Raw genomic sequence first — 13,130 nt, 5'->3', positions numbered from 1 at the left:
TCTCCGTAAAAGGGCTCACGACTGCCGGGCTTCGATCACCGCTTGTCCGCGCTGGTGGCGTAACAGTCCGGCCAGGCAGCAGGCGGCGACAATCCCGGCGGCCACCGCCAACAGGTGGAAGGGGAGTCTGCCGCCATGGAACCACAGCCAGCGCGCGCCTTCAATTGATAACGCGCTGACGCTGAGGATCACGATATTCAGCGAGGCGGAGACCGTGCCTTTCGGCAGGTCGTTGGAAAAGAGGGTAAAGCGAAACAGCGTCGGGAAAATCAGCCCGATGCCGAAGGCGTAGAAGCAGGTGCCGAGCACCGACCACAGCCAGACGTGGGGCCATACCAGATTGCCAACGATCAGGATGGCCAGGCCGAGCATCTGTACCGGCACCGCGCTGAGGACAAAGCGCGGGCGGGTAGGGTCTTTTACCCAGCGCGCCACCGACAGGTTGGCGATGATAACGGCGCTGAAGACCGGCACCTGGCTCCAGGCGAACTCGCTGGTGGTCAGTCCGCCGGCGTCCATTAAAATCACTGGCGATACCGCCACCCAGCTCATCAGCGGAATATAGCTCAGCGACAGCGTGGCGGCGCCGAGTAAAAAGATGCGGTTGCGAAAGACGTTGCGAAAATCGCGCAGCACGCCCAGGGGGCTGAACGGCACATCGCCGCGGCGCACCGTCTCCGGCATGGTCAACAGCAGGCCGAGCCAGGCCACCAATCCCATGGCGGCGATAATGCCGAACAGCGCTTTCCAGTGAATGAAATGCATCAGCGCCGCGCCGGAGAGCGGGCCGACGATCGGCGCCACCAGCACGACGGAGGTGATCACTGCCATCAGCCTGATCGACCTTTTTTCCTCAAAGGCCTCCTGTACGGTGACGTAGCCGACGGTGGCGATAAAGCAGATGCTGGTGCCCTGCACGAAGCGGGTAATCAGGAACTGCGTCATGGAGGTGGTGAACAGGGTCGCCAGGCATGCGAGGGTGAAAATCAGCGCGCCGGTGAGCAGCACCGGACGCCGTCCTATCCGGTCAGAGAGCGGCCCCAGTAGCCACTGTAGCGCCATGCCGCCGGCCATATACAGGCTCACCGAGGCCGGAGCCAGCGCCACATCAGCATTGAAATCCCGCACCACGTGCAGGATCCCCGGCTGGATCAGATCGGTAGTGAGATAAGCGGAAAAATCATACAGAATTAACGCCGCCGGGAAGAACAGCGCGGCGGCGTGTCGGCTCAGCCAGTGGGAAATCCTGTGCATCATCTCGCCCTCCCTGTGGAATATTTATCAGCGCTATTGTTCGGATAGTATCATTGCTAACCAATATGCAGATGCAGCAGCGAGGGGATCTGCGAGAGCAGCCACAACAACAGGCCGATGGTTCCCCCCACCAGGGTACCGTTGATGCGGATGAACTGCAGATCTTTACCGATATTGAGCTCGATCTGCCGCGACATATCGCGGGCGTCCCAGCTCTTCACTGTGTCGCTGATATGGCGGGTGAGGAAGGCGGCGAACTCCGGCGCCACCCGGTGCGCCGCCTGCTCCAGGTGTTCGTTAAGCGATTCGCGCAGCGCGTCGTCGCGGAGTAAGGTTTCACCGAACCACTGCCCCGCCTCGGCGATACGCTGCTTAATACGTGAGTCGTCGCTGCTGATATCGTTTTTTACCCAGCCGCGCAGGTCGCCCCATACTTCGCCAAGATAGTGGTTAAAGGTCTCATCATTTTTTAGCCAGGCTTTGATGTTATCGGCCTTCTGCGCCATATCCGGGTCGGATTTCAGGTTATCGATAAGCTTTTGCACGGCGCGGTCAAAAGTCTGACGGATCTGATGCGTACGGTCGTGAGTCACCTCGTCCAGCAGGGTATTCACCGCGTCGGTGACCATCTCAGCGCTGTGCTCGCCGAGCCACTCGGTGGGTAGGAGTTTGGCCTTCAGCGGGTGTTCGGTCTCCAGCCAGTGTACGATGCCGCGGGCGATAAAGGCGCGGGAGCTGTCGCGCTGCAGCAGGGCAATCAGTTGGTTTATCAGCGAATCGAGCAGCTTTTGATGGCGATTGTCGCGGGTCAGTCCCTCCAGCATCATGGCGCTGGTCTGCGTCAGGTCGACCTTATCGATAGCCTTATGCACCGCGCGTCGCAGCAGACGTTGAATGCGCGCGTCATCGGTCAGTTCGAGAAAACCGCTCATCACCTGCAGCAGGTGCTGGCCGACCCGTCGGGCGTTCTCCGGCTGGCTGAACCAGTTGCCGAGCATCAGGGCTGGCTGATAGCGGCGGATCAGCGCGACCAGCGACGGGGTATCAAGGAACTTTTCCTCAACAAAGCGGCCGAGGTTGTCGGCGATGCGGTCTTTATTGCGCGGAATAATCGCCGTATGGCGGGCGACAAAGGGCAGCGGAATACGGCGAAACAGAGCCACGACCGCAAACCAGTCGGCCAGCGCCCCGACCATCGCCGCTTCGGAAATAGCTTTTAGCGCACCGACCCAGGGCGACGGTGGTAGCGCGAGGGTAGTGATAAAAAGGGCGGCTGCAATCAGCAGCAGCGACAGCGCCAGCAGTTTGGCGCGTTTCAGTTCAGCGAGTTTTTCCATATGCTTAAGCATATAGCCTGACGGCGAGGTCGTGCAAAAATCGCCAGATAATCCCCAGGCCGAAGAGCATCAGGATCGCTCCCGCCGCCCGCTCGACTCGCCAGACGATGGCGCCCAGGCGGCGCTGTATCTGCGGCAGCGCAATCGCGCTCACCAGCAGTAAATCCCAGAAGAACACCACGCTGACCATCCACAGCCCGCTCACCGTTTGCTGAAGCAGGGTCACAGCCGGCCCGAGCAGGGAAGTCATCAGCGCCAGATAAAACAGGGCGTTTTTGGGGTTGAGCAGCGATGACCCCAGCCCCAGCAGCAGCTGCCTGCCGAACCCCGGACGCGCTGCGCGAACGCTCTCCATCGCCAGCGTCGCGGGACGGCTGCGTATCAGCAGGCTGCCAATCCACAATAAATAGCCCGCGCCCAGCAGCTCGATGAGCAAAAAAAGCAGCGGCGCCTGGCGCAGAAGCCCCCAGCCGACGATGGCGAGCACAATATACAGCGCATTGCCTGCGGCGATGCCGAGACACAATCCGATGCTGCCGCGGATCCGGTAGCGCACGGCGTAGCCGACCAGCAGAAAAAAATCAGGGCCCGGACTGAGCAGAGCGACAAAGTGGGACAGGGCTAACGCCGGGAAGGCGGCGGGAAAGAGCGTCGATAAGGTATGCATAGTGGCCTCGATAATGGTGCAGAGGCCACCCTACGCCAGGTGGCGTATTACTTATTGTCAGATATTGATCTGCTTTGCGCATACTGCCGCGGCGTGGCGGCGGTATAGCTGACAAAGGTTTTATGGAAATGGCTCTGATCGGCAAAGCCAGCCTGATAGCCAACGTCGGCGATAGGATCCCCGGCGCGTAAGCGCGTTTTCGCATATTCGATGCGCGCCATGTTGATCAAACTGGCAGGCGTCAGGCCGGTATCTTGTTTCACGGCGCGGATAACGGTCTCTTTACGAAGCGCGCTGTCGTGGGCCAGCTTATCCAGCGACGGCGACGCCGGCAGATCCATCGCCAGGCACTGAAACAGCAGGGCGCTGGCGTGATGTGGCGCCTGCGGCGCGGCGGCGCACAGCGGCAGCGCGTGCAGGAGTTGCGCCAGCCGGGCGGGCAGTTGTTCAAGGCTCCCGCGGTTCATCAGGGCGACAACCTGCTGGAAACTGGCAAAGAGAGGGCTGTCGCGCAGCAGCGGCTGCGGCGAGGTGATACTGGCGCCAGGGGGAATATCCGGGCGCTGCGCGCGGCACCATGTCGCGTCCAGGTAAAGCATGTGATAGCTGCGCGGCCTGTCATGCAGCGGATTACAGCTATGCGGCGCGTGCGGCGGGATCACGATCAGATCCCCGGGCTGCAGCAGGTACTCCTGGCCAGCGCACAGGCAGCGCGTTTCCCCCTCGATAATCGCCCCCACCGAGAGCTGGGGGTGGCTGTGGCGCTTATAGGCCTGGCGGCTGCGCCAGGTGCTGCGCAGCTCCAGCCACGGCAGACGATCGTCTCGCCAGAAGGTTTGGGGAATATCTCGGGTATGGTTCACTGCTTTGGCCTTTGCTGCGGGGATAAGCCGTTTATAGCATGCTGCGCCGAGGCTGTCGCCCGCCTGGATTTGCGTACCGCGTCGAAAAAGGATGTCACGCTTGCAGTCCGGGGAAATATGTTTTCGTAGCGGAATGTAAAATCCCGGTTTCCGGGGTGCCAGAGACATTCATGGGATGTAGAGTCCCTGCAGGATAAGCAGGCAGGGATGAGCCGATGGCAAAGGGCACCACCTCGACGCCGCATGATGCGGTGTTTAAACAGTTCCTCACTCAGGCCGACACCGCGCGCGATTTTCTGGCGATCCATCTACCGCCTGCGCTGCGTCAGCGCTGCGACCTCGATACCTTACAGCTGGAGTCGGCAAGCTTTATCGAGGAGAGCCTGCGGGCCTGGTACTCCGATGTGCTGTGGTCACTCAAAACCGCCTCTGGCGAGGGCTACATTTATGTGGTTATCGAACATCAGAGCTCGCCGGATGCGCAGATGGCCTTCCGCCTGATGCGCTACGCCATCGCCGCGATGCAGCGCCATCTTGATGGCGGTCATACAAAACTGCCGCTGGTGGTGCCGATGCTGTTCTATCACGGAGCGACCACGCCATACCCGTGGTCACTCAACTGGCTGGACTGTTTTGCCGATCCACAGCTGGCGAGTGAGCTTTATATCTCGCCCTTTCCGCTGGTGGATGTCACGGTGATCCCCGACGATGAGATCGTTCGCCACCGGCGCGTGGCATTACTCGAGCTGATACAGAAGCATATTCGCCAGCGCGATTTAATGGGCATTGTTGAGCAACTGACGACGATTTTACTTAGCGGGGACGCTAATGACAGACAGCTAAAAACGCTGTTTAATTATCTGCTGCAGACTGGCAACGCGCGCCGCTTTGGCCGGTTTATCCACGAAGTGGCGCAACGGGTTCCTCAGCACAGGGAGAGATTGATGACTATTGCTGAAAGATTACAGGAAGTGGGCCGCAGAAAAGGCAAGCGTGAAGGACAGCATGCCGAGGCGCTGCGCATTGCCCAGAGGATGCTGGCCGACGGCATTGCCCGCGAGACGGTGGTGAAAATCACCGGCCTGACCGCCGACGAGATCGCCGCGCTGGCGCATTGATAACGCCGGGGCGGCCTGACGGTCGCCCCGGTTAGCCTCTTTATGGAATATTCCGGATATACCTAACTTTACCCGCATCGCCAGCCATCTCGACTACCCTTAATATCCTTAACGGCATTTTTGACTGCCTTAGTAGCGATAACAAGGAGACATGCGATATGGCCTATCAGACGGTGAATCCTGCGAACAATCAGCTTATTAAAACGTACCCGGCGCACAGCGATGCGGATGTGGAGGCGGCGCTGCAGCAGGCGGATGCGCTCTACCATTCTGCTTGGGCAAAAGGCGATATTGAACCGCGGCTGGCGGTACTGCATAAGCTGGCGGATCTGATCGATAGCCGGGCGGAGGAGCTGGCAAAAATCGCTAGCCAGGAGATGGGGAAACTCATTAAGCAGAGCCGCGGCGAAGTGAAACTTTGCGCGCAGATCGCCCGCTATTACGCCGATAACGCCAAATCGTTCCTGGCGCCGGTGAAGTATCCCTCCGAACTGGGTGAAGCCTGGGTTGAGCACCATCCCATTGGCGTCTTACTGGCGGTGGAGCCGTGGAACTTCCCCTATTACCAGCTGATGCGCGTCCTTGCGCCAAACCTGGCGGCCGGTAACCCGGTTATCGCCAAACACGCCAGCATTGTGCCGCACTGCGCGGAGACCTTTGCCCATCTGGTGCGTGAGGCCGGCGCTCCGGAGGGGGCGTGGACTAACCTGTTTATCTCCCAGGATCAGGTGGCGAAGATTATCGCCGACGATCGCGTGCAGGGCGCGGCGCTCACCGGGTCGGAGAAAGCCGGCAGCGTGGTGGCGGCGCAGGCGGCGAAGCATATTAAGAAATCAACGCTGGAACTGGGCGGCAATGATGTGTTTGTCGTGCTGGACGATGCCGACCTGGAGCGCGCGGTGAAAATCGGCGTCCAGGCGCGGCTGAACAACGCCGGCCAGGTGTGTACCGCTGCCAAGCGCTTTATCCTGCACGAAAATATCGCGGATGCGTTCCTGACAAAATTTAGCGAGGCGTTTCGCCAGGTGAAAATCGGCGATCCGCTGGATGAAAGCACCACGCTGGGGCCGCTCTCTTCCAAAGATGCGCTGGATACCCTAAGCAAACAGGTGGACGAGGCGGTGAAAAATGGCGCTAAGCTGCATCTGGGCGGCAAAGCGGTGGCTCGAGAAGGCAATTTCTTTGAACCCACCATTTTGACCGGTATCACCCGTGATAATCCGGCGTACTTCGAAGAGTTCTTTGGCCCGGTGGCGCAGATCTACGTGGTGAAAAACGATGAGGAGGCAATCCAGCTGGCCAATGATTCCCACTATGGTCTGGGCGGCGCGGTGTTCAGTCAGGATATCGAACGCGCCAAACGGATGGCCTCCGCCATTGAAACCGGAATGGTTTATATCAACTGGCTCACCGATACCGCGCCGGAGCTGCCGTTTGGCGGCGTGAAGCGTTCCGGTTACGGACGGGAGCTCTCCGATCTCGGCATCAAAGAGTTTGTGAACCAGAAGCTGGTGGTGGTGCGCCGCTAAGCCTATGACCCGGCCATAAAAAAACCTGCCATTCGGCAGGTTTTTTTATGGCTAATGCTCAGCGCACCTTAACTTTATCGCGGGGCGTTGATCATAATCAGAAGGTGACCCCGCCGCCCACATAGGCGCCATCAATCAGGGTGTGGTTCGGGCGACCCTCTTTACCGTCAACGCTCACATGGCGGTAACCCACTTTCAACGTCACTGGACCAATCGGAGACCAGCTCACGCCGCCGTTCGCTTCAACATAGTTTTTCACGCTGTTGTTCAGACCATCCGGCGCGACATACCCTTCGCCAAACACGTGGATGCTGTCGGTCAGGGCCACGTTCACCCCGCCGCCGACCGGAAACGCGACGCCGTTATCGCCTTTTTTCGGCCCGAGGTAGATGGCTTTCGCGCCGGCGTTGAGCATCACCGGGCCCACTTCCAGGTTGTAACCCGCGCCCACGCCGCCGGTCTGGCTACCATCATCGGTATTCTTCAGCCAGTGGCTTTCGGCGTACAGGCCAGAAGAGGATTTACCCATTTCCATATTCAGATTAGTGAAGTTTTTACCCTGTTCAACGGTAAACCCCACCGCCATGGCGGAACCAGAGACCGCGGTCAGGGCTGCAAGAATAAGGATGTTAAGCTTTCTCATGGTTTACTCCTCGTCAATAAAGTTGTCTGAGGGCACCTTAACAAGCGATGTTTACCTCTGCAAATGTGACTTGCGTCGATTTTTTATGCTGGTTTTGTCAGGAAGGTGTTTTGAAAATGTTGTAATGACGTTTGGTTACGGCGAGGTCAATCAGCAAATTTAGCCTGTTTAGCCGTGGTTTAATTGGTGGGCTAAACAGAAACTGAACAGAGCAGTCATTAATTATTAAGGGGCCTATTCATTCAGTTTCTTATAATTTCCAAAAATGTTTCTACTGTTACTTATTAAAACGTTGCTTTACATTTTTCGACGCGCTGCCGACGTTTGGTCCCTGTTTTTGACGAGGTCTCAGAGAGAAGGGGGCCTGCGCCTTAGGGCGCAGGCGGGCAGGTTAGCGTCGTAACCCGGCAAACGCCGCGCGAATTTCCTCTTCCGGCAACTGAATGCCGATAAACACCAGCGTGCTGTGCGGCGTTTCATCGCCCCATGGGCGATCCCAGTCGGCGCTGTAGAGGCGCTGCACGCCCTGGAACAGCAGGCGATTTGGCTCGCCGTCGATCCACAGCATGCCTTTATAACGCATCAATTGCTCGGCGAAGGAGAGCAGCAGATTTTCCATTACCCGTGAAACTTCACTGATATCCACCGGATAGTCGAGCTCGACCACAATCGACGAGACGTCATTCTGTTTTTCTGCCACAAAATGAAAGCGCGGTGTGGCGCTGACAACCTTCTCTTCCAGCATAAAACCGCTGGTGTTAAACAACTGGCTTAAATCGATATCGCCGTGAATGACGGTATAAATCGGCGCCCGCGCGTTAATGCGCGCCAGCCGTTCACGCAGCTTTTCGGTGTCGCCGGCGACGTCGGTTTTGGTTAACAGGATCCGGTCCGCGTAGCCGACCTGCGACTGGGCGATGGTGAACTGATCCATCTGCTGGTCGGCATGGACGGCGTCCACCAGGGCGATCACGCCGTCCAGCAGATAGCGCTCGCAGAGCACCTGATGGGAGAAAAAGGTCTGGATAATCGGCCCCGGGTCGGCCATGCCGGTGCATTCAATCACCAGCCGGTCAAACTCGATTTCGCCGCGATCGCGACTGTCGAGGAGATCGAGCAGGGCGTCTTCCAGTTCGTTGGAGCGTGTACAGCAGATACAGCCGTTGGTCAGGGTTTTAATCTGCGTGGCGCGGTCGCCGATGAGCTGATCGTCGACGGAGACTTCGCCGAATTCGTTTTCAATTACGGCGATTTTGAAACCGTGCTGCTCATTGAGGATATGGCGCAGGAGGGTGGTTTTTCCTGCGCCGAGAAAACCGGTGAGTAGGGTGACTGCAATCGGTGCCATTATTGCCTCCATTAACAGCAGCGTACGCCGCCTTTGCCGTCGCCGCCGTAGCGGGCCTGCTGACGTTCGCGGAAGAATTCTTCATAAGTCATGTACGGCTGATCCGGATGGTTGGTTTGCATATGCGTGACGTAGTTGTCGTAATCCGGAATGCCAATCAGCATTTTTGCCGCCTGACCGAGATATTTTTTTGCCTGACCTAAGTTACCAAACATTATAAGTTCCAGATAACGAATAAAGCCGGATGGCGGCTAGCGCCATATCCGGCCTACGTTAATGCGCTTTTGGTAGGCCGGATACGCGTAGCGCTATCCGGCATCAGGGTTAATGATGTGACGAGGTCTTCACGCCGCCTTCCGGTACCGGCACATACGGAGTCTCTTTGTCGGTACGCACCTTATTGTTGCGGACATTGAGCCAGGTTTTGATGCCGTAGAAGATGATGCTATACACCACCACCAGGAACAGAATACTCAGGCCGGCGTTGGTGTAGTTGTTGACCACGATATGGTTCATGTTGGCGATCTGCTGCGCGGTCAGCTCGCCGCCGGCGGCAATCTTCTCTTTATACTGCTGAGCCATAAAGAAGAAGCCTTCCATCTGCGGGTTGCTGCTGAACAGCTTCAGGCCCAGCGCCCAGGTGGTGCACAGCAGCAGCCATGCCGCCGGGATAACGGTGACCCAGATATATTTGGTGCGCTGCATCTTGACCAGCACCACGGTGCCAAGCACCAGCGCCACGGCGGCCAGCATCTGGTTAGAGATCCCGAACAGCGGCCACAGGCTCTTCACGCCGCCCAGCGGGTCGACCACGCCCTGATACAGCAGGTAGCCCCACAGCCCGACGCAGCCGGCGGTACCGATAATCCCGGCGACCAGCGAGTCGGTTTTTTTCAGGAACGGCACGAAGTTACCCAACAGATCCTGCAGCATAAAGCGGCCTGCGCGGGTACCCGCATCCAGCGCGGTGAGGATAAACAGCGCTTCAAACAGGATACCGAAGTGGTACCAGAAGCCCATATCCGCCATCGGGATGATTTTATGGAATACGTGGGCGATACCGACGGCCAGCGTCGGCGCGCCGCCAGCGCGGTTCAGTACCGAAGGTTCGCCGATATCTTTCGCCGTCTGCAGGATCTGCTCAGGTGAAATCACAAAGCCCCAGGAGCTGACGGTCGCCGCCGCGTGGACGGTGACTTCTTTCAACTGCGCTGCGATCATCGCCGCGTTTTCACCGCCCATTTCATGCAGGTTCGGCATGACGATGCCCAGGCCTGCCGGCGGGGTGTTCATCGCGAAATAAAGGCCCGGTTCGATAATCGAGGCGGCGACCAGCGCCATGACTGCAACAAAGGATTCCATCAGCATCGCGCCGTAGCCAATAAAGCGGGCATCGGTTTCGTTGGCCAGCAGCTTCGGCGTGGTGCCGGAGGCGATCAGCGCGTGGAAGCCGGAGACCGCGCCGCAGGCGATGGTGATAAACAGGAACGGGAACAGCGCGCCTTTCCACAGCGGACCGGTACCATCAATGTACTGGGTCACTGCCGGCATTTTCAGGTCCGGGTTGAGGATAACGATCCCCAGCGCCAGGCCGACGATTACGCCGATTTTCAGGAAGGTGGCCAGATAATCGCGCGGCGCCAGAATCAGCCATACCGGCAGCAGCGCGGAAATGAACGCGTAGCCAATCAGGGTAAAGGTGATAGTGGTATCTTTAAAGGTCAACGCCGGGCCCCAGTACGGGTCGTGGGCAATCACGCCGCCGAACCAGATAGAGGCCACCAGCAGCACGATACCGATAACCGACACTTCACCGACGCGGCCTGGGCGCAGGAAGCGCATGTAGATCCCCATAAACAGGGCGATAGGCACCGTCGAGCAGACGGTAAACACGCCCCACGGGCTTTCCGCCAGCGCTTTCACCACGATGAGCGCCAGCACCGCGAGGATGATGATCATAATCAGGAAGCAGCCGAACAGGGCGATAGAGCCCGGAACCGGCCCCATCTCCTGTTTAATCATCTCGCCCAGCGAGGCGCCGTTACGCCGCGAGGAGATAAACAGCACCATGAAGTCCTGTACCGCGCCCGCCAGCACCACGCCGGCCAGCAGCCACAGGGTGCCCGGCAGATAGCCCATCTGCGCGGCCAGTACCGGGCCAACCAGCGGGCCAGCGCCGGCGATCGCGGCAAAGTGGTGGCCAAACAGCACGTAGCGGTTGGTTGGCACATAGTTCAGGCCATCGTTATTAATGACCGCCGGCGTGGAGCGCGTCGGGTCAAGCTTCATCACCTTCTGCGCGATGTACAGGCTGTAATAACGGTAGGCGACGAGGTACACAGAAACCGATGCGACGACGATCCACAGGGCGCTGACGTGCTCACCGCGGCGTAGGGCGACGACTGAGAGGCAAAATGCCCCGATGATTCCGAGAATCACCCAGGGTATGTGCTTGAATAGTTTTTTGGTATCCATAGTAAAACCTGGCGTTAATTAGATGAATAATTGGCCGAAGCCGTCTGGTTTTAAGTTAGGGTTGATGGAGGTATTGATTAGCTAGGCTGCCTTCGATCTTGCCAGAACAGCGCGCGCGTAAAGTTGGGTAAATCGGTGAGTGGTTGTATAGGGGGTTAAGCGGTTACTTGCGGGGGTAAGCGGTTAGATATGAGTACGAGAGCGCGTAAATGTGTGATTAAGCTCACAATATTATTCTGCGCATCTCAAAGATATGCTTTCAAACTGAGGATAACGATTTTTATCACCCGCAGATCACTATCTTTATTTCAAGTAAAGGTATTTTGATATTATGCTGACTTTGCCATGTCGTATGGATAGCGTTTAACAAAGGGAATTCGAGTTATGAAATTTGTAAAGATAATGATCATCGCCAGTGCTTTTTACTTAACATATGCTCATGCAAGAGAGATACATCAGGCTGTTGATGAGCCGGCAGCCCCTTATAATTTGCGCTGGGGGATGAGTTACGATGAGGCCAGAAACACGCCTTTATATTCTCTGGAGGTATCAGATATCAATTATGCCGGAAAAGACCCGGATCTGATTATCTCAACGCTGACTCCCCAGGAAGTGGGAGCGTTGAAATATCAGGAGATGAAGCTTTATTTCGATAAGAATAAAGGGCTGAAAAGTGTTTTTGTTAGCGCTGATGTTGATTCCAGTCAGCAGGCCTATAAAGTTGATGATGGCCGGGAAGCACTCGCCTTATATAATGAGGAAGTTAAGGTTCTTGATCGAGAATATGGGCCAGCGACAATCAAAGAAGAGTTCATTGCAGAAAAAGGGAAATTCTATCAAAGTCTTTCCGCCTGCATTGCAAAACAGCAGGAGTGGTATAATAAAAGATTAGATCTGAATAAAATAAAAAATTGTTCAACCTGGCAACGTACTTATAAAAAAGGTCGGGTAACCGTTTTGCTATACATCGAACCGAGACAAGTTTCCAAACATTATATTTATAAATAAATTAAAGGACTTAACGGTGAGAATATATAAGATTTTTTTTAGAAGTATTGCCATGGTCATTATGGTTATGATCCTTTCTGATTGTCGTCAGTCGTATTATATTGCCAGAAATACGGGGCGCAATATAATGACCTTATCCGACCATCAGCGCGCTAAATCGGCGTTAAACGCTAACGATTTAAATGCAGCTCAGGGCTACCTGACGGGAGAAAAATACAATAATCGCTACAGGCCTGTTAGCGGTGAGGAATCCTGGGGAAGTTTACAATATCGGGCGGCGAAAATCGTCGCCAACGCCGCGGCGAACGGTCAAAAAGTGCGTGATGATGCGCTCTATCTCGCTTATATCTCTTTGTTTGAAGCAGAAGAGGGAGTGCCCGAACATCCCGATATTATGTTGGGTTACATGCATAAAGCCATGGCGCTACTGTTAGCGAATCCGCAATTACTCGATAAAATCGATTCTAAAAATGTCAGTACTTTACCCAGCCAGTTTACCCTTGAACGCTATGCTGTATGGCAATATTTATACGATGGCGGCGAGATTGACTGGACCAAAAAAGCGCCTGAAGGTGAAGGTTATACAATTGCTGGTGAAAGCTATCAGACCTGGAATATCAAGTTAAAAAAAGCCATCTGGAATCGGGGAGACGCTTTTTTAATAAATATAGGTAAACAACAATTTATTCATGACGCTATAGATTATTCGCAATTTCCGGTTATTGCCTGTACCGCCAGGCGAAAAGGCTGGCACTTAACATTACCTGCTGACTACCGGGAACAAAATTTCCGCGGCGGTGGACGTTTTGATTGGGCTTCATGTCGCGCTGTTGAATAAGGCTGGCGGGTGAGATGACGCATATTAAGCGCCAGGTTTACGTATCGGGC

Annotated in this window: 12 protein-coding genes; 4 read left to right on the top strand and 8 right to left on the bottom strand. The window is 56.3% G+C overall.

Annotated elements, in window-relative coordinates:
- Positions 1–15: 15 nt before the first annotated feature.
- Genes mdtM through OHJ17_RS22125 form a run of 4 tightly spaced genes read right to left on the bottom strand, consistent with a single transcriptional unit; the run spans position 16 to position 4,121 of the window.
- Positions 16–1,257, bottom strand: a complete 1,242-nt coding sequence (mdtM, locus tag OHJ17_RS22140; RefSeq protein WP_004894536.1) for a multidrug efflux MFS transporter MdtM — start codon at positions 1,255–1,257, stop codon at positions 16–18.
- 53 nt (positions 1,258–1,310) lie between these two features.
- Entirely contained in the window at positions 1,311–2,603 is a 1,293-nt protein-coding gene (locus tag OHJ17_RS22135) for a DUF445 domain-containing protein (protein WP_004192182.1), read from the bottom strand.
- The gene (locus OHJ17_RS22130; protein ID WP_004177543.1) at positions 2,596–3,258 is read right to left on the bottom strand and encodes a LysE family translocator; all 663 of its coding nucleotides are present in this window, start codon (positions 3,256–3,258) and stop codon (positions 2,596–2,598) included. The genes OHJ17_RS22135 and OHJ17_RS22130 overlap by 8 nt, the downstream gene beginning before the upstream one ends.
- 47 nt (positions 3,259–3,305) lie before the next feature.
- A complete protein-coding gene (locus tag OHJ17_RS22125; RefSeq protein WP_023279408.1) occupies positions 3,306–4,121 on the bottom strand; it encodes an AraC family transcriptional regulator in 816 nt (271 codons plus the stop codon).
- A 215-nt stretch (positions 4,122–4,336) separates the two neighbouring features.
- Here OHJ17_RS22125 and OHJ17_RS22120 point away from each other — a divergent pair, with 215 nt between their 5' ends.
- Positions 4,337–5,239, top strand: coding sequence for an Rpn family recombination-promoting nuclease/putative transposase (locus OHJ17_RS22120; protein ID WP_004211327.1), 903 nt, complete (start codon positions 4,337–4,339; stop codon positions 5,237–5,239).
- 158 nt (positions 5,240–5,397) lie between these two features.
- Entirely contained in the window at positions 5,398–6,768 is a 1,371-nt protein-coding gene (locus tag OHJ17_RS22115; RefSeq protein WP_004146105.1) for an NAD-dependent succinate-semialdehyde dehydrogenase, read from the top strand.
- Between the two features lie 97 nt (positions 6,769–6,865).
- On the opposite strand, the gene OHJ17_RS22110 is transcribed toward OHJ17_RS22115, so the two are convergent.
- From OHJ17_RS22110 to OHJ17_RS22095, 4 genes are all read right to left on the bottom strand, one after another.
- Positions 6,866–7,411 carry a YfaZ family outer membrane protein gene (locus tag OHJ17_RS22110; RefSeq protein ID WP_004177540.1) on the bottom strand — a complete coding sequence of 182 codons (546 nt, stop codon included), beginning with the start codon at positions 7,409–7,411 and terminating at the stop codon, positions 6,866–6,868.
- A 391-nt stretch (positions 7,412–7,802) separates the two neighbouring features.
- The gene (gene yjiA, locus OHJ17_RS22105) at positions 7,803–8,759 is read right to left on the bottom strand and encodes a GTPase (RefSeq protein ID WP_002887442.1); all 957 of its coding nucleotides are present in this window, start codon (positions 8,757–8,759) and stop codon (positions 7,803–7,805) included.
- 11 nt (positions 8,760–8,770) lie between these two features.
- Positions 8,771–8,974 (bottom strand): YbdD/YjiX family protein, encoded by a 204-nt coding sequence (locus OHJ17_RS22100; protein WP_002887451.1) that lies wholly within the window; start codon positions 8,972–8,974, stop codon positions 8,771–8,773.
- A gap of 109 nt (positions 8,975–9,083) precedes the next feature.
- Complete coding sequence (locus tag OHJ17_RS22095; protein WP_002887454.1) at positions 9,084–11,234, bottom strand: carbon starvation protein; 2,151 nt, start codon at positions 11,232–11,234, stop codon at positions 9,084–9,086.
- Positions 11,235–11,618: 384 nt separating this feature from the next.
- On the opposite strand from OHJ17_RS22095, the gene OHJ17_RS22090 reads away from it, so the two are divergent.
- On the top strand, positions 11,619–12,242 hold the full coding sequence (locus OHJ17_RS22090) for a hypothetical protein (protein ID WP_004177539.1): 624 nt from the start codon (positions 11,619–11,621) through the stop codon (positions 12,240–12,242).
- 127 nt (positions 12,243–12,369) lie between these two features.
- Entirely contained in the window at positions 12,370–13,080 is a 711-nt protein-coding gene (locus OHJ17_RS22085; RefSeq protein ID WP_072196888.1) for a transcriptional regulator, read from the top strand.
- The last annotated feature ends 50 nt before the right edge of the window (positions 13,081–13,130 follow it).

The sequence above is a fragment of the Klebsiella sp. KP20-425-1 genome (assembly GCF_025813515.1).
In the GTDB taxonomy this organism is placed as follows: domain Bacteria; phylum Pseudomonadota; class Gammaproteobacteria; order Enterobacterales; family Enterobacteriaceae; genus Klebsiella; species Klebsiella pneumoniae.
Note: the sequence above shows the minus strand (reverse complement) of the source record. Positions and strands in the feature narration are given on the sequence as shown.